The following is a 16,847-nucleotide window of genomic DNA, read 5'->3' on the forward strand; positions in this document are numbered from 1 at the left end:
GCGTGAGCCGCCGGTGACGCCGCCGCCTCCGCCGCCGATGCGGCGCGAGGAACCGGCCCGTCCGCCGGTCGCGGCGAACGCCGGGGCACCCGACGCCAAGCAGAACTGGCCGATCTCGCCGCTCAACGGCGAGCCGCCGCTGACGCTGTTCCGCGGCAAGGAGCTGCGTGAGCTGCCCGCCGGCAGCGAACTGGACCGTTTCGGCGGCCCGAACGGAAACCTGACCTACGCGGCCGGGACGCCGTTCGAGGAGCGCTCGCTCGTGCCGGAGTGGGTGAACCGGCCGTATCACGTGTACCGCGTGCAGCGTCCGCTCGAAGCCCTCGCCGGTGTCGCGATCCCGTGGTTCAACCAGCCGGGTGGCGGGTCGGCGTACCTGCTGCCCGCGTCCATCGAGGAGTTGCTCGCCGAGGGCGACCTCATCGAGCTGGACCCGGGCGAACCGCCGATCGACTAGCTCCCTCAAGCGCAATGAAAGGTCCTTTCCTCGCAAATTTTGCGAGGAAAGGACCTTTCATTGCACGCGGGGTCAGTGGATGACGAGGCCGTGCGCGGCGGCGTAGGCGATCGCGGTCTCGGTGTCCACGTGGACACCGGAGAGGTTCGCCTGCACCAGCCCGTTGGCGTCGAGCCGCGCGCCGCGCAGGTCCGCGCTCTCGAGTTTCGCGCCCGCCAGCCGGGCACCGGTGAGATCCGCGCCACGCAGATCGGCACCGGTCAGGTCCGCGTCCAGCAGGTTCGCCTCACGCAGTCGCAGGCCACCCAGGTCCACTTTGGACAGACGGGCCTTGCTGAGCGAGACGAGCGAAAGATCGCATTCGGTGAAGGCGATCTTCTGGAATCGGCAGTCCACAAAGGACGATCCGAGCATCGAGCAGGAGCTCCACCGCGTGCCGGCCAGTACGGTGCGGTCGAAGGTGCACGAGCGGAACGCCGACGCCTCGTGGCGCGAGCCCTCGAAGTCCGTCTTGGTGAAGTCGCACTGGTCGAAGGTGCAGCCTTGGGTGCGCAGCCCGCGCAGGTCGGCTTCGGTGAAATCACAGCCGACGAAACTGCGTTTTTCCCACCATTGCCGGGAAAGGACGGCTTCTCGGTAGTCCTCGGCAGTCTCGATCACCCGTCCAGGATCGCATACCCGCTCAACCCCAGGTGATCCTGCCGAACATCGCGCGCAGCTTCGCCGCCCGTGCCTGCGAAGACGCGGCGATCCAGCCGATCCGGCCGAGCAGATGGGCACGGAAGTCCGGATGCCCGCCCTGGTTCTGCGCTTCCGGGCCGGTTCGGGCGCAGTTGTGAAGCAGGGCACGCAGTGCGTCGTAGTCGGCACGCGTCGCGGCGGGCGCGCTGTTGACCACCAGGCCCGCGACCCGTTGCCGCTGGTGCGCGCCGGCGATCGACGTCTTGTCGTCCCGGAGCCGGAAGCCCTCGTCGGTCACGATCCGCCGGACACCGGGCAGCAACCGGTGCAGTGGCAGGGAATCCCCGGAGAACGCCAGATCGTCGGCGTACCGCGTGTACGTCGCGCCCAGTACGCGCGCGAGCCCGTCGAGCCGGCGGTCCAGATGATGCGTGACCGCGTTCGCGACCGAGGGCGAGGACGGCGCGCCCTGCGGCAGATGCGTGGCCGCCAGGTTAGTCAACAGCCGCGTTCGCGCCGAGTCCCGCCGTCCGCCGGGCACGGTGGTGAGGACGTCCGGCGGAACGGCGGTGGTGAGCACGCCCGCCAGCGCCTCCGCCACGGCGGGCGGGTAGCCGGCGACGGCGAGCAGCGCCGAGATCCGGCGCGCGGACACCGCCGGGAAGAACCCTTCGAGGTCCATCCTGACCACGGTCTCCCGCCCGGCGTGCGGCGCGGCGCACGACAACGGCGAACGCCCGCGCCGGAACCCGTGCGCGGCCTCGTGCACCGGCAGCGCGCCGACGACGTGCCGCACGATCCGGCGCTGCAGTTCGGCGAGCCGCGGTTTCGGCCGCTCGATGAGTCGCACGCTGCCCGACGCAGTCGGGATCCAGCGGTAGGTGTAGTGCCGGACCGGCTCGGCGGCGCGCCTGTTCCAGCCCTTCGCGTCGGCGAACCACGAGAGTTCGCCGGGCGTCAGGTCGAGCGCGGCGGCGCACTCGTCGACGGTCGTCCAGCGGGCCACCTGGAACCGCCAAACCGGCGGCAGGGGTTCGAGGAGCGACGCGGAGGTGACTCTTTCTCCTGTCATCCGCGCGGACTCGCACGCGGAGCATGCCGCGCTCGCGCGGGGCGCCTCGTCTCGCTGACTTCGTACTCCCCGGGGTTGCCCCGGAGTGGGTGGCGATCCACCGGCTCACCTCCGCGTCGCTGTCACCACCCTACCGATTTCAGCGGCTGGGGATGATCTTCGAGCCGGAGACGTACCGCATGGCCTCGATGAACTTCGGATCGTTCATCCGTCGCTCCATCTCCGGGTAGCCGAGATCGACCAGCCGGGTCTGGATCCACCACAGGTTGCCGAACGGATCCCGGACCCGGCCGACACGGTCGCCGAAGAAGAGTTCGGTCTGCCTCGTCACTTCTTCGGCGCCCGCCTCGACCGCCCGGCGCTGCGTCTCCACGCTGTCCTCGACGTAGAGCCTCAGATAAGCCGGAGTGTCGACCCAGTCGTCCTTCGCGTCGAACAACATGACGACCGAGTCGCCGATCCGGATCTCCGCGTGCCCGATCTTCCCGCCCTCGACGTACACCGGTTCACCGATCGGCTCGGCGTCGAAGACGCGCTTGAGGAAGTCGATCACGCCCGCGGTGTCACGCGAGATGATCCACGGGGTGACCGAGTGGTAGCCGTCGGGAATCGGGTTGCTCATCGGAGTTCTCCTCGTCGTCGTAAGCGATGAGAAGAACGCTAGAGCCCGTATAGGACAGATCGTGTCCTAATGCGTCTTCAGCAGGAAAGGCGGCTGCGACTCCTGCCACTCCGGCATGTCCAGCGAGTTGAGCACCTCGACGATCCGCTTCTCTTCGTAGCGGAAATGCGTCTCCATGATCGCCGTGAGGCCGTCCAGTTCCCGTTGGACGTCAAGGATCTCGTCCTGACTCGACCCTGGGCCGACACCGGCGACCAGCTCTTCGAGCCGTTCGATGATCCCGGTCATCACCCCGTGGTCGTGTGCGAGCTCTTCGAGCGAAGGTCGCAATTCGGGGAATTTGTCCGCCAGCACAAGGAAAGCGCCACCGTCCTCGCCGGTGTGATGCCTCGTGAGCGCCGAGCAGAAGGTGAGGCAATGCGCCCTGAGATCGCGTAGCCGCTCGGCACGCCCCTCAGCGACCGACCCGAGGTCGTCGTGCAGCAAGGCCAGCTCTTTACGCAGCCAGTTGTGAACCTGAACGAGTTGATTTCCGAACGCCGTCAACCGGCCGTTCGTCCGAGAAGGGGTTTCCATGATTTCCCATGGTCCGGCGCCTCCATGCCCGCGACGGTCTCTTTGCCGGGTGCACTGCGACGCTGGCGCAACTTCAGCACAGCCCCCCGGTGATCGTCAAGAGGATTCAGCGGAAGTCACGGGACTTGGCGGTGATCCGCAACGGCAGATGCCGGATCTGTTCGGCCAGGACGTTCACCACCTCACCGGTGCGCTCGACCACGCCTCGGATCAGCAGCGCGGGACTGCCGCGGGCGACCCGGTGATAGCGCTGCCACACGCCCATCGTGCAGACGACGTTGATCATCCCCGTCTCGTCTTCGAGGTTCATGAAGGTGACGCCGCCCGCGGTCGCCGGCCGCTGGCGATGGGTCACGGCGCCCCCGGTCAGCACCTCGGCGCCGTGCGGGATCTCGCGCAGGCCCGCCGCGGTGACGACACCGAGTTCGTCGAGGTGTTCCCGGATGAACTGGGTCGGGAAGCTGTCCGGTGACACCCCGGTGGCCCAGACGTCCGCGGCCGCGATGTCGATTTCGTCCATCCCCGGCAGCATCGGCGCTTTGACCCCGGTGATCAGCCCCGGCAGTTTCTCCAGGCTTTCGTCGGCGACCGCGCCCGCCGCCCAGAGCGCGCTCCGCCTGCTCTCGCCGAAACAACCGAACGCTCCGGCCGCGGCCAGCGCCTCGACCTGCGGTTTGGTCAGCCGCACCCGCCGGGCGACCTCCGCCAGATCCGCGAACGGGCCGTCGCATTCCCGCTCCTCGACGATCTTCCGCGCCAGGTTCTCGCCGATCATCCGCACGGTGGACAGGCCGCCGCGTACGGCGAGCAGTTCTCCCCCGTCCGGCAAGGGTTCCAGCGTCGCGTGCGGGAGGCTCGCGTTGATGTCCGGGCCGAGCACCCGCACTCCGTGCCGCCGCGCGTCGGCGACCAGCGACTGCGGCGAGTAGAACCCCATCGGTTGCGCGCGCAGCAAACCCGCCAGGAACGCGTCCGGGTGGTAGTACTTGAAGTACGAACTCGCGAACACCAGCAGGGCGAAACTCAGCGCGTGGCTCTCCGGGAAGCCGAAATTCGCGAAGGCCTTGAGCTTGCCGAAGATCTTCTCCGCCAGCTCCCCGTCGACGTCGTTCCTCGCGGCACCTTCGAGGAAACGTCGTTTGAGCCTTTCCATCTTGTGCTCGGAACGTTTGGCACCCATGGCGTGCCGCAGCTGATCCGCCTCCGCCGGGGTGAAATCGGCGATATCGAGGGCGATCTGCATCATCTGTTCCTGGAACAACGGGACGCCGAGCGTCTTCCCCAGCGCGTTGGCCAGTTTCGGATGGTCGAAATCCCATTTCTCCTGGCCGTTCTTGCGCCGGATGTAGGGATGCACCGAACCACCCTGGATCGGGCCGGGCCGAATGAGCGCGACCTCGACCGCCAGATCGTAGAATTTCTTGGGGCGCAAGCGGGGCAGCGTGGCCAGCTGCGCGCGGCTCTCCACCTGGAAGACGCCGATCGCGTCGGCACGGCAGAGCATTTCGTAGATGTTCTGATCCTTGAGATCCAATTCGGAGATGTCGACCTCTTCCCCTTTGTGGTCACGAACCAGATCGATCATATAGTGCAGGGCCGACAACATTCCGAGCCCGAGCAGGTCGAATTTGACCAGTCCGGCGGCGGCGCAGTCGTCCTTCTCCCACTGCACGACACTGCGATTCTCCATACGGGCCCATTCGATCGGGACCACCTCGCTCACCGGCTGTTCGCAGATCACCATGCCGCCGGAATGGATGCCCAGATGCCGGGGGAAGTCTTCGAGCGCGCAGGCCAGCTCCACGACCTCTTCCGGGATGTCGTGATCGTGGTCCTTCTCCGTGGCCCGCAACGCACCCCAGCGGTCGATCTGCTTGCTCCACGCGTCCTGCTGGCCGGGCGAGTACCCCAGCGCCCGCGCCGCGTCCCGGACCGCGGATCGCGCCCGGTAGGTGATCACGTTCGCCACCTGCGCGGTGTTCAGCCGCCCGTATTTCCGGTAGACGTACTGGATCGCCTCCTCGCGGCGATCGGATTCGATGTCGAGGTCGATGTCCGGGTAGCCGTCGCGTTCCGGGGCGAGGAACCGTTCGAAGAGCAGGCCGTAGCGCACGGCGTCGACCTTGGTGATGCCGAGCGCGTAACAGACCGCCGAGTTCGCGGCCGATCCCCGGCCCTGACAGAGGATCTTGTTGTCCCGGCAGAACCGCACGATGTCCCAGACGATCAGGAAGTAGCCGGGGAAACCCAGTTCTTCGATGATGTCCAGTTCGTGCTCGATCAGCTTCCGGGCCTTCTCGCGGTACTCGGCGTCTTTGTTCTTCTCGTGCTCCTTCGCGCCCTCGTAAGTGAGTTCCCGGAGGTAGGACGCTTCGGTGTGTCCCTCCGGTACCTCGAACGGCGGCAGCTTCGGTTCGATGTGGTGGAGTTCGAACGCGCACTCCCGCCCGAGCAGCGCCGCCCGCTGCACCGCGCCCGGATACCGCGCGAAGATCTCGGCCATCTCCTCCCCCGATCGCAGGAACGCCGTCCCCGCGGCGGGCAGCCAGCCCTCCATGTCCTCCAGGCCCCGCCGGGCGCGAATGGCACTGAGCGCGTCGGCGAGTGGCGCCCGCTCCGGCCGGGCGTAGTGCGCGGCCGTGGTCGCCACCGTCGGCAGGCCGAACTCGTCGGCCATCTCGCTCAGCAGGTCGTTGTGCGTGCTGTCCAAGGGAAGGCTGTGGTCGACGAGTTCGACATAGACGTTCTCCCGGCCGAAGCAGTCGATGAGTTCCTTCAACCGCACGACGGCCGCCGCAGGGCCTTCGGTGACGAGCGCCTTGCGCACCGCGCCCTTGCGGCAGCCGGTGAGCACGACGCACTTCCCGCGCACCTCTTCGGCGACCGCGCGCAGGTCGTAGACCGGCCTGCCCTTCTCCGCCCTTTCCTTGGGGGACAACGACCGCCTGTCGAAGCCGTGCAGCTGGCCGGCGGTGATCGCCCGGTTCAGGCTCAGATAGCCGTCCTTCTGCTTGGCCAGCAGGAGCAGATGCTCGCCCTCGGGATCGGCGAACCCGTTCTGCGGGCCGGACAGCCCGAAACTGAGCTCCGTGCCGAAAACGGTGTGCACGCCCAGTTCCCTCGCCGCTTCGGCGAAGCGCACCACGCCGTACATGCCGTCGTGATCGGTGAGCGCGATCGCGTCCAGGCCCAGCCGCGCGGCCTCCTCCACCAGTTCCTCGGGATGGCTCGCGCCGTCGAGGAAGCTGAAGTTCGAATGGCAGTGCAGTTCGGCGTACGGCACCCGGCGCGCGGTGGCGCCGTCGTCGTCACCGATCAGCCCGGTCAGATCCGCGGGCCGCTGGTAGCCCTGCCGCTTGGCGCTCCACGCGGGGCTGTCACCGCCGTCGCCGGGCGGTGACACCTCGCCCGCGAGCTCGCGGGCGAGGTCCTTCCACGGCCGCGGAGGATTGTTCCAGCCCATCGGTCACCGGTTCTCGGTCGAGCTTCTCGGCGCGGGGACGAACACTTCCGCGCGCGGAACGCACGCCGCCCAGGCCGTTTCCAGTTCCGCACGTTGCACCGGGATGGCCGGCTCCTCCAGCCATCGCCGCACCAGCCGCGTGTACTCCTCGTCCATGTTCAGTCGTACTTCCCTTCCAGTGTCCACATCGGATTCTTGTGGTGCTCGAAGCGGAGCAGCACCGCTTCCTCGGCGTCCTGCCCGTCGGCCAGCAGCACCTGCAACCGCATCCGCGTCCCCGACCGGGCATGGCCCGCGCCGGCCCGGACACCGACGAACCACGGCCCCGCCCAAGCGAGAACCTCGCGCGGCTCACCGCCTTCGAAGCTCACGAGACACGGCGCGGCGGTGACCCGGCGCCGCGCGGTGATCTCCACGACGCGTCCGTTCTCGTCCAGCACCTGGGCGGGCACCGGGCGGGCGAACACCGTCGCCGGGGAGGGCGACGGGAGCCTCCCGGCCCAGTTCGCGTCCGCCTGCGCCGTCTTCTCCCGCCTGTCACCCCACGGCACCAGCCGGGCCCGCTCGGCGGGGCCGTGGCCGCCGTCGAGCACCGCGGTGAAGACGCTCTCCGGGCCGAGTAATCCCTGCACCCGCACCAGGGCGCGACCGGCGCGCTCGCCGGACAGGTCCTCGTCCTCGGTGGACGGCCGCAGCACCCCCGCCGCACCCGCCTGCCACAACCCGAGCTGCAGCGACCGGCCTTCGACCGTCTCCTCCGGCTCCAGCCGAAGCCGGACGACCCCCGAATGGGGACGATCTTTGGCTTTCAGCCAGCCTTCGAACTGCCAGCGCACCCTGTCCGCGACGCCGAGCGGCGTCAGCGGTTCGGCGCAACGCCACACCCGGCCGAGCTGTTCGCCGGTCTCGGTGGTGGCGTAGATGCCGAGCCGGGTGCAAGCCAGCCCGTACGCGGCGAGCCCGGCATGGAAGCGTTCGCCGAGCCCTTTCGCCACGAACGCGGCGGCGTCGACCCGGTCGATCGGCGGATCGAACGCCTTCGCGAGCGAGAGTTCCGGTGGCGGACGGCGGCGCGACGGCGGACGTTCGGACCGTCCTCGTGCCAGCCGATGCGCGAGCACCCCCTCCATTCCGAACCGCGCGGAGACATCACTTTCACCGAGCGCCGCGAAGGCACCCAGCGTCTGCAGGCCGAGCTGCTTGAGCAAGGTGACCAGCTCGGCGCGGCCCGCCTCGGGCTGGTCGAGTTCGCGGATGGGCAGCGGGGCAAGGAATTCCGCCGTCCCACCGGGTTCGACCAGCGTCGACCGGCGGGCGGCGAGCGTCGCGGCGAACAGGCCGTCGGCCACGCCGACCTGGCTCTCCACTCCCGCCGCCACCGACACCTCGTCCACCAGTCTTTCGAGGAGGCCGTGCTCACCGCCGAAGTAACCGGCCGCGCCGTCGACCGGGACGGCGACGATCCCCGGGCGTACCACTTCGACCCCGACGGCCAGCTCTTCCACCGCCCGTGCGACGGATTCGAAGAGCCGGGCGTCACGACCTTCGTCCTCCCCGAAGACCGCCAGCTCCGGACAGCAGGACTGGGCCTCGCGCCGCCGCATCCCGCGGCGGACGCCGTAGCCCCTGGCCACCGCGGTGCAGGCGACCACACGGTTCGCCGAGAAGACCGCGGCCGGGCGGCCGACGGGTTCGCCCGCGACGGCCGCGGCGGCGACCGCGGGCCAGTCCGGGCACCACAGGACGAGCATGCGCACTGGCGGATTCATGCCGTGCCCCACTTGGTCGTGGGGAACTCGGCCCGCTCGACCTCGCCCTCGCCGGGAAAGCGCAGCAAGGCCGACATCGGCCGGGCGGCCGCACCCCGGCCGCCCGCCCGCACTTCCACCTCACGAGCGCGCAGATAACCCGCGCCGCCGCCGGTGAAACCCGTCCAATGCGAACGACGACAGCTCAGCTCGACTTCCGCACCGGGCCAGGAACCCAGCGAAAGCAGCACCGAACCACGGTTGCGTGCGCGGGCGGACAGCCTTCTCGCCACGTCGGGCCGGGCGAGCCCCGGACCGACGACCACGAGATCGAAACCGTCCAGCAAGGCCGCGGTCACCGCCGGGAACTCGGCACCGGGACGGGGGACCAGCGCCAGCCTGCCCACCTCGACCCCGAGTTCCGCGGCGGCGACCACCCCGAGCGTGGGCAGGCCGACCGCGACCGCCCACGCACCGCCGGCGGTCGCGGCGGCCAGCAGGGTGAGCATCAGTGACGTGGACCCCAGCACCGAAACGGTGCTCCCGCGCCGGAGCCCCGCGGCGGGCAGCAGACCGGACAACGCCGGGGACACCGGGAGCACCCTTCCCGTCGTCCTCGCGTGTTCGGCCGCGGAAGCCACGCCACTGGCCGTGCTCACTCCTGGCAAAGCCGCCAGCCTCGCCAACGGCAAGGCCCGCGCCTCGACCACCTCCGCTGTCACCGGACCTCGCCTCCCCACGACACCTAGACCGTCCTTTGTGGACGGCACCGGCGTGCCACGGGGAAGGCGGCACTTCGAACGCTTGTTCGATGACCCCAGTAGACCGGGTGGCGCAGCGGTTGTCAAGCGAGCCGGAACGATCACCGGACCTGTCACGTCCGAGACCGGGGGTCTTCCCGTCAGGAAAGGAAAACCGCAGTGGACGACGCTTGGCCCGAGACGGTGAACGGCTGGGAACTCGCCAGGGAAGGCCATATCGAGAACTACCGCAAACGCCTGGCCAACCGGGTCACGGTCACCGCGATGTGGGAGAACGGGACCGGGCGGGGCCGGGTGGACGCCCGCACCGAGCCGCTGGGCGGCGGCCGGACGCTGACCAGCAGCCGCAAGGACTTCCGGGACAAGGACGCGTTCTGGACCGCCGCGACCTGCGTGCTGGAGATGGCCGCGAACCTACCGTCGCTGGGCTGGCACACGAGCCCGGCGCCCACGGCGCTGGCCGGGACCGTGGCGGGCATGGTCGAGGCGGAGCCCGGCACCAGCGGTTACCCGGAGGCCGAACTGACGTTCACGTTGACCGACGGGCAGACCGTGACGCTGTGCATGACCGACGAACAGGCCTTCGACCTGAGCAACAGCATCTCGCGGCTCGATCACCACGTCTGGTCCGAAGAACGCGAAGACGACGAAGATGAAGACGACTACGACCTCGATGAGGTCGAACCCGTAGTCGTCGAAGAAGTGCCTGACGTCAGCGAAGTCCAGTCCGGCCCGGACAGCGGGCACGACCTGGTCATGGTTCTGGAGGAACGGTTCGGCGTCACCGAGGACGACCTGCTGGCGCACGTCGACTGGTCCGCGCTCATCGTGGTGGGTGAACCGGCGGTGAGTTCCCTCATCGAACGAGGTGGCGAACTGACCGACGCGGTCGCGCCGCGGTGGTATCCGGTCGTGGCGGACCGGCCCGGTGAACGCTGGGTCGTCCTGAAGCGCACCGGCCTGCGCTACCACGGCGAATGAAGCCTCGTGAGTGGCAAGGACGGTCAGAACCCGTCCTTGCCACTCACGAGACCCGGCCGACCTCAGACGGCACGGGGAAGCGGATCCGGGTGATACCGCCGGAAAGCGGGTGCGGCGGTCCCCGGCTCACCGTGCAGCCAGTCGTAGAGGAAGCGGAACTCCGGGCCGAACCGGTTCGCCTCGGCGTTCAAGCGTTCCGGTGACGTCGAAGGCCAGCGACCGGTTTCGACGCGGTCCCGCAACACGCGCAACGCCGTCAGTTCTTCCGCGGCGGTGTGCTGGCAGTGCCCGCCCCGATTCACGAACAGCTGCCGGATCCGGCCGGGATCGACGCGGTCGCCGTAGGTCCGCTCGTGTTCGGGGGCGACGCCGTCCCCGATCGGATGCAGCGTGACGACGGGCTGACGACCGCGCCCCGTCGGTGTCCCGACGCGGCCGAGCCATCGGGCGGCGGCCTTGTCGGCCTCGACCCGGGGCGCGGTCGCGAGCCGTGCCAAGTCGGCGTCGAGGTCCAGGCCCGCGTCACGGTAGGCCTGACTCACGAGGCCGCGTTCACTGGACCGGGTGAGCAGGCCGCGGTAGTCCACTCCGGTGTTCCCGGTCGGATTCCCGCCTGCCTGCGTCTCCAGATCCGCCCGGTGCACACCCCAGGCCAGCTGGTCGTAGACCGCCTGGACGAACTTCGTCTGCTGACGGATCTGCTCGGCGACATCGGCGGAACGGGGATGATGCGCCGTCGACCAGCCGGGGACGTCGGCGAACGCGTTGGCGAGAGCGAGACGCGCCCGTCCATCGGGTGATTCCAGCGCCTTCGCGATCACCTGATGGGCTTTCGCGAGATTCGCCCCCGGGTCGGCGATGCGGACGATCTCCAGTTCGGGCGCCAGCAGCGTCCGGACCGTGAACCCCAGATCGAGCGCTTGGGCGAACAACGCGGAACCACCCGCGACGGGACCGCACATCGCCAGCGCGCCGTCGATCCGGTGCGGGAGCCGCTCGGACAGCAGGACCGCGTTGAGCCCACCGCCGGAAGCTCCCCAGGTGAGCACCTGCTCCGGGCGGCCGACGTTGTGGTCGAACCAGGACAGCAGTGCCGTCTGATCGTGAACGGCTTCGCGGGCCGAGAAGCCGTTCGGCTTGCTGTAGAGCGACGCGGCCAACGCGTACCCCTCGCCGAGCAGAACGGGTTTCGCCTCCGCCCGGTTGGCGAGCTCGATCTCCTCGGGAACGTAGCCCGGCGGATAGATCCCGTGGTTGTACAGCAACAACTTGCCGTTCCAGTTCGACGGCACCTCGACCTGGTACCGGGCACCGTCGATCGTTCCGGTGTGCACGTGGACGTCGTCCGTGCCGATGGCGGGCGCACCGGTGACGATCAGCGCGGCGGCCAGGATTCCTGTCAGTGTCATGGCGGAAATGCTGGCAGCGCGGGGCGTCGCGGGAATCCGTCGAGACGCGGCTTCTCGCCTACGCTTCCCGGCGTACGAGTGCTTCCGCCAGCTCGACGACGATCCCCTCCGGGCCGCGGACGTAGCAGAGCCGGTAGCTGTCCTCGTAGCGCACCAGCTCGCCGACGAGCGTGGCGCCGTGCGGCCGCAACCGCTCGAGGGTCGCGTCGATGTCCTCGACCGAGAACACGAAGTGACTGATACCGGGCGTGTTCATCGGCGCGTGCGGATCACCTTCCGGCCCTTCCGGCGTGTGGTACTTGATCAGCTCCACTCCGCCGTGGCCGTCCGGCGGCCGCAGCACGGCGATATCCGTCCGGACCCCTTTCAACCCGGTGATGCGATCGACCGTGTCGCCTTCGAGCGACGCCTCGCCTTCCAATTCGAGACCGAGCGCGAGGAAGAACGCCTTGGCCGCTTCGAGATCGTGGACGACGGCGCCGATGTGTTCCAGCTTCATGACCGCTCCTTTCAGGCGCTCTGACGGCGGATGAGCTCTTCGACGGCGGTGGGCAGCGTTTCCTCGAAGTCGATGAGCTTGACCCAGGTCGGGGTCATCACGATGCGGACCATGCTCTCGTAGAGCGATTTCACGTTCTCTTCCCATTCGGCCCGCTGCTCCGGCGTCATCTCGTAGGTGCCGTTCCACTGCATGTACTCGTCGGGGATGCCGTCGACGTGGTCCAGCTCGACCGTGCCGCGCAGGAGCAGGATCTTCGGCGGGTGCGATTCGGTGTCGATCGTCAGCGCGACGGCCGGGTTGCGGCGCAGCGAGTGCAGCTTCGGCGCGTTCGTCGAGGTGCACATGACGATCTCCTTGCCGTTCCAGTGGATGCTGATCGGGATCGCCCGCGGCGTGCCGTCGGACGCGGCGTAGGCCAGCCGGGCCATGTCACGGGCCAGGAGCTCCTGGCTGTACGGGCGGTTCAGGATCTCGTCGATCGTGCTCTGCCGCATGTCTCTCTCCTCGGGTTCGCCGTCTTCGCGGACACCCCGGGGACGCCGCTGTCCGCCGCACTTCGACATCCCGAAATGTGACCTGCGCCACTTCGCCTTTAGCGGGCTAAACGCGATCCGGTTGTCGAAAGCGCCCCTGGCCAGGCGTCGCTCTCATAAGACACAAGAGAGAGGACAGCCATGGCGAAGGAATCCGAGGTCCGCTTCGAGGGCTTCATGCCCACCACCCCCGCCGACACCTGGGCCGCGATCACCACCGCCAGCGGCGGCTGGCTCTGGCCGATCCAGTACGAACCCCGCGACGGCGGCGCCGAGTCCGGCCTCACCCCCGACGGCGGCATGGTGACCGTCTGGAAGCCGTCGCGGCGCTTCGTCACGTACGCGGAAGACGAGAGCGGCTGGTTCAACACGCTCGAATACGTCCTCGAACCGAAGGACGGGGGCACGTACCTGCGCTACGAGCACACCACCGTCCTCGACGACTGGGACGTCGAATACGACGCGTGCCGTCAGCACACATCGTTCTACCACCACTCGCTGGGCGAGTACCTGACGCACTTCAACCGGCGTCAGGCGAAGTACTTCAAGACCGACGCGCCCGAATCGTCGAAGGCCCCGGAGGCGTTCGAGGCCGTGCGGGCGGCGATAGGCGCGAAGGCCGTGGGTGACCGTGTGTACCTCGACGTCCCCGGAGTCGAGGGCGTCGTCGACTACCTGACGCCGGCCTTCATCGGCGTCCGGACCGAAGACGCGCTGTACCGCTTCTACGGCCGGAACGTTTGGGGCTGGCCTGTCGGCATCGGGCACCACCTGTTCGCCGAAGACGCCGACGCGGACCAGGCCGAGAAGGCGTGGACGGCCTGGCTGAACGGCCTGTACGCCTAGCGGGGCAGGTTCTTCACGAGTTCGGCGCCCACGGATTTCGCCACTTCGGCGGACTCCGCGGGCGGGATCGGCGATTTCGTGAAGAACCCTTTGTCCCAGCCCTTGTAGGTGACGATGACGACGTGCGCGCCCTGGGTGACCCGCAGCTCCGCACCGCTGAAGGCGCTGTCGGTGTCGAGGGAGACGAGAACCGCCTTCTCCCCGATGCCTTGCACCTGCTGCTGACGCTCGGACGGCGCGGCCGACCCGGGGGACGACTCCGATGCGCGTTTCTCGGCGTCCGGCCCCTCGTAGCGGTACACCATGATCTGGAGGGCGCGGTCGTGGACGTTGTCGCTCTCCGGCGGCAGCCAGGAACAGCCCCGCTGCTTGGTGACGAACTCGCCTGCCTTCATCTCGTTGTCGCGGACGCCCTGGAAGCTGGTGGTGAACATCTTGTTCAGCAGCTCCGGGGAGACGGCGCACTCGGTGGGCGGCTGCTGTGAGACCGGCGCCTTGCCGACCGAGGAGTAGTACTCCGACCCGAGGATGGCGCCGGGAATGCCCAGGCCGAGAAGGACCACGCCACCCACGATCAGGCCGACGATCAGCCCGGTCTTTTTCTTCTTGGGCGGCTGCCCGTAGCCGGGCGGGCCATAGCCGGGCGGCGGACCGTATCCGGGACCGGCGGGCTGGCCGTAACCCGGCTGCTGTCCGTAGCCCGGCTGCCCTCCCTGCCCAGGCGGCGGGCCGTAACCCGGCCCCTGGCCGTACCCCTGCGGCGGCTGGTGCACCGATCCTCCCCTGGCGACTCACGTACGTCCGCGTCGCGTTTAGCCCGCTAAAGGCGACACGCGCCCGGACCTGCGTTTCGCGGGCTAAACGCGATCCGGAGCCAGCATGGCACGAACCCCAGAACCCGGGCACCGGGAACGCCCCCGAACCCCCTCGGATCGCGATTAGGGGGCTAAACGCAGGTCCGCGCGCGGATCGCGTTTAGCCCGCTAAACGCAGGTCGGCTCAGTGGGCGAAGTGCCGCGTGCCCGTGAGGTACAGGGTGACCCCGGCGGCCTCGGCGGCGGCGATGACCTCGGCGTCGCGGATCGAGCCACCCGGCTGGACGACGGCACGGACGCCGGCCTCCAGCAGGACCTCGAGCCCGTCCGGGAACGGGAAGAAGGCGTCCGAAGCGGCGACGGAGCCCTTCGCCCGCTCTCCCGCACGCGACACCGCGAGCCGCGAGGAGTCGACCCGGTTGACCTGGCCCATGCCGACGCCGACGGTCGCGCCGTCGTTCGCCAGCAGGATCGCGTTCGACTTCACCGCGCGCAGCGAACGCCACGCGAACTCGAGGTCGGCCAGCGTCCGCTCGTCGGCGGGCGCGCCGGTCGCCAGGGTCCAGTTCGCCGGGTCGTCGCCCTCGGCGGCGATCGTGTCGACGGTCTGCACCAGCATGCCGCCGGAGATCGGCCGGAACTCGATCGGATCGGGCGACGTGATCGCGGGCAGCTTCAGCAGCCGCACGTTCTTCTTGCGCTGAAGGATCTCGAGCGCCTCGGCGTCGAAGTCCGGCGCCAGGACGACCTCGGTGAACACCTCGGAGATCTGCTCGGCGGCCTCGCGGCTCACCGGCCGGTTGGTCGCGATCACCCCGCCGTAGGCCGAGACCGGGTCGCACGCGTGCGCCTTCCGGTGCGCCTCGGCGATGTCCTCGCCGACCGCGATCCCGCACGGGTTGGCGTGCTTGATGATCGCGACGGCCGGGGCGTCGAAGTCGTAGGCGGCGCGGCGCGCGGCGTCGGTGTCGACGTAGTTGTTGTACGACATGGCCTTGCCGTGCAGCTGTTCCGCGTGCGCGAGGCCGGGTCGCCAGTGCTTGTACAGCGCGGCCTTCTGGTGCGGGTTCTCGCCGTAGCGCAGCACGTCGCCGCGCTCCCACGAAGCGCCGGTGAAGTCCGGGAAGCCGGAGTCGTCCGCGGGCGCGTAGACGTTGGCGAACCACGCGGCGACGGCGGTGTCGTACGCCGCCGTGTGCGCGTACGCCTGCGCGGCGAGCCGCTTGCGGTCGGCCAGCTCGAAACCGCCCGCCGCGACGCGCTCCAGCACCCACTCGTAGCGCGACGGGTCGACCACGACGGCGACGCTGTTGTGATTCTTCGCCGCGGCACGCACCATCGCCGGACCGCCGATGTCGATGTTCTCGACACAGTCCTGGAGGCTCGCGCCCGAGGCGACGGTCTGCGTGAACGGGTACAGGTTGACCACGAGCAGGTCGAACGGCGCGATGTCGAGCTGCTTGAGCTGCTCGACGTGCTCCGGGCGGTCACGGTCGGCCAGCAGGCCCGCGTGCACGCGCGGGTGCAGCGTCTTGACCCGGCCGTCGAGGGACTCGGGGAACCCGGTGACCTCTTCGACCGGCGTCACCGGCACCCCGGCGTTCGCGATGACCTTCGCCGTGCCGCCGGTCGACACGATCTCGACACCCGCCGCGTGCAGCCCGGTGGCGAGTTCGAGCAGGCCGGCCTTGTCCGAGACGCCGATCAGCGCGCGCCGGACGGGACGCTGTCCCTGTGCGGTACTCACGAAAACCTCACCTTTCGTCCCTCGACCGAGCACCCGCTCCGGCCGAGTTTCTCGATCGTTTCCACCAGGAGCCTGCGTTCCACGGCCTTGATCCGCTCGTGCAGGACGTTCTCGTCGTCGTCGGGCTCCACGATCACCGGCTCCTGCGCGATGATCGGCCCGGTGTCGACCCCGGCGTCGACGAAATGGACCGTCGACCCGGTGACCTTGACGGCCATCGCCAGCGCGTCGGCCACGGCGTGCGCGCCGGGGAACGACGGCAGCAGGGCCGGATGCGTGTTGATCACGCGGCCGGGGAACCGCGCGAGGAATTCGGCGCCGAGGATCTTCATGAACCCCGCGGAGACGACCAGGTCCGGCTGGTAGGCGGCGACGGCTTCGGTGATCGCCTTGTCCCACGCCGCGCGGTCCGGATGGTCGGCCATCCGGACGGTGAACGACGGCACGCCGGCGCGTTCGGCCCTGGTCAGCGCCGCGACCCCGGTGCGGTCCGCCCCGACGGCGACCACCTTCGCCGGGAAGTTCGGCTTTTCGACGGCGTCGAGCACGGCTTGCAGCAGCGTGCCGGAACCGGACGCGAGGACGACGAGCTTCACCGGAGTGGGCAGGTCCAACCGACTAGCCAGAACGGGCT

17 protein-coding genes are annotated in these 16,847 nt (G+C 69.1%); 3 read left to right on the top strand and 14 right to left on the bottom strand.

Going from position 1 to position 16,847, the window contains the following annotated elements:
- On the top strand, window positions 1–457 hold a 457-nt coding region (locus ACSMFO_RS19100; protein WP_436459926.1), incomplete at its 5' end, for a TNT domain-containing protein.
- Between the two features lie 72 nt (window positions 458–529).
- Here ACSMFO_RS19100 and ACSMFO_RS19105 read toward each other — a convergent pair.
- The 8 genes from ACSMFO_RS19105 to ACSMFO_RS19140 all read right to left on the bottom strand — a co-directional run bounded on the left by ACSMFO_RS19105 (window position 530) and on the right by ACSMFO_RS19140 (window position 9,311).
- Window positions 530–1,117 (bottom strand): pentapeptide repeat-containing protein, encoded by a 588-nt coding sequence (locus tag ACSMFO_RS19105; RefSeq protein ID WP_436459927.1) that lies wholly within the window; start codon window positions 1,115–1,117, stop codon window positions 530–532.
- 22 nt (window positions 1,118–1,139) lie between these two features.
- A complete protein-coding gene (locus ACSMFO_RS19110; protein ID WP_436459929.1) occupies window positions 1,140–2,210 on the bottom strand; it encodes a reverse transcriptase family protein in 1,071 nt (356 codons plus the stop codon).
- Window positions 2,211–2,349: 139 nt separating this feature from the next.
- Window positions 2,350–2,832, bottom strand: a complete 483-nt coding sequence (locus ACSMFO_RS19115) for a VOC family protein (RefSeq protein WP_436459931.1) — start codon at window positions 2,830–2,832, stop codon at window positions 2,350–2,352.
- Between the two features lie 66 nt (window positions 2,833–2,898).
- The gene (locus tag ACSMFO_RS19120) at window positions 2,899–3,408 is read right to left on the bottom strand and encodes a hemerythrin domain-containing protein (RefSeq protein WP_037332496.1); all 510 of its coding nucleotides are present in this window, start codon (window positions 3,406–3,408) and stop codon (window positions 2,899–2,901) included.
- A 106-nt stretch (window positions 3,409–3,514) separates the two neighbouring features.
- A complete protein-coding gene (locus ACSMFO_RS19125) occupies window positions 3,515–6,871 on the bottom strand; it encodes an error-prone DNA polymerase (RefSeq protein ID WP_436459933.1) in 3,357 nt (1,118 codons plus the stop codon).
- Between the two features lie 3 nt (window positions 6,872–6,874).
- Complete coding sequence (locus ACSMFO_RS19130; RefSeq protein WP_167551727.1) at window positions 6,875–7,027, bottom strand: hypothetical protein; 153 nt, start codon at window positions 7,025–7,027, stop codon at window positions 6,875–6,877.
- A 2-nt stretch (window positions 7,028–7,029) separates the two neighbouring features.
- Entirely contained in the window at window positions 7,030–8,640 is a 1,611-nt protein-coding gene (locus ACSMFO_RS19135; protein WP_436459935.1) for a DNA polymerase Y family protein, read from the bottom strand.
- Entirely contained in the window at window positions 8,637–9,311 is a 675-nt protein-coding gene (locus ACSMFO_RS19140) for a hypothetical protein (RefSeq protein WP_038524473.1), read from the bottom strand. Before ACSMFO_RS19140 ends, ACSMFO_RS19135 begins: the two co-directional genes overlap by 4 nt.
- Before the next feature lie 228 nt (window positions 9,312–9,539).
- Here ACSMFO_RS19140 and ACSMFO_RS19145 point away from each other — a divergent pair, with 228 nt between their 5' ends.
- Complete coding sequence (locus tag ACSMFO_RS19145) at window positions 9,540–10,361, top strand: hypothetical protein (RefSeq protein ID WP_436459936.1); 822 nt, start codon at window positions 9,540–9,542, stop codon at window positions 10,359–10,361.
- Between the two features lie 62 nt (window positions 10,362–10,423).
- Here ACSMFO_RS19145 and ACSMFO_RS19150 read toward each other — a convergent pair whose 3' ends face one another.
- The 3 genes from ACSMFO_RS19150 to ACSMFO_RS19160 are packed head-to-tail and all read right to left on the bottom strand — an operon-like array spanning window position 10,424 to window position 12,766.
- Window positions 10,424–11,770 (bottom strand): hypothetical protein, encoded by a 1,347-nt coding sequence (locus ACSMFO_RS19150; protein WP_436459938.1) that lies wholly within the window; start codon window positions 11,768–11,770, stop codon window positions 10,424–10,426.
- A gap of 58 nt (window positions 11,771–11,828) precedes the next feature.
- Window positions 11,829–12,269, bottom strand: a complete 441-nt coding sequence (locus tag ACSMFO_RS19155) for a VOC family protein (RefSeq protein WP_073847372.1) — start codon at window positions 12,267–12,269, stop codon at window positions 11,829–11,831.
- An 11-nt stretch (window positions 12,270–12,280) separates the two neighbouring features.
- Window positions 12,281–12,766 (bottom strand): pyridoxamine 5'-phosphate oxidase family protein, encoded by a 486-nt coding sequence (locus ACSMFO_RS19160; protein WP_436459940.1) that lies wholly within the window; start codon window positions 12,764–12,766, stop codon window positions 12,281–12,283.
- A 180-nt stretch (window positions 12,767–12,946) separates the two neighbouring features.
- Here ACSMFO_RS19160 and ACSMFO_RS19165 point away from each other — a divergent pair, with 180 nt between their 5' ends.
- On the top strand, window positions 12,947–13,651 hold the full coding sequence (locus tag ACSMFO_RS19165; protein WP_436459942.1) for an SRPBCC domain-containing protein: 705 nt from the start codon (window positions 12,947–12,949) through the stop codon (window positions 13,649–13,651).
- On the opposite strand, the gene ACSMFO_RS19170 is transcribed toward ACSMFO_RS19165, so the two are convergent.
- The 3 genes from ACSMFO_RS19170 to purN form a co-directional block, all read right to left on the bottom strand.
- Window positions 13,648–14,424 (bottom strand): hypothetical protein, encoded by a 777-nt coding sequence (locus tag ACSMFO_RS19170; protein WP_436459943.1) that lies wholly within the window; start codon window positions 14,422–14,424, stop codon window positions 13,648–13,650. The two genes, ACSMFO_RS19165 and ACSMFO_RS19170, sit on opposite strands and share 4 nt — an antisense overlap.
- 226 nt (window positions 14,425–14,650) lie before the next feature.
- Window positions 14,651–16,213: a bifunctional phosphoribosylaminoimidazolecarboxamide formyltransferase/IMP cyclohydrolase gene (gene purH / locus ACSMFO_RS19175; protein ID WP_436459945.1), complete on the bottom strand. Its 1,563-nt coding sequence runs from the start codon at window positions 16,211–16,213 to the stop codon at window positions 14,651–14,653.
- Window positions 16,210–16,827: a phosphoribosylglycinamide formyltransferase gene (gene purN / locus ACSMFO_RS19180; RefSeq protein WP_037332511.1), complete on the bottom strand. Its 618-nt coding sequence runs from the start codon at window positions 16,825–16,827 to the stop codon at window positions 16,210–16,212. Before purN ends, purH begins: the two co-directional genes overlap by 4 nt.
- Window positions 16,828–16,847 lie beyond the last annotated feature (20 nt).

Source organism: Amycolatopsis sp. w19, from assembly GCF_051373225.1.
Taxonomy (GTDB): domain Bacteria; phylum Actinomycetota; class Actinomycetes; order Mycobacteriales; family Pseudonocardiaceae; genus Amycolatopsis; species Amycolatopsis japonica.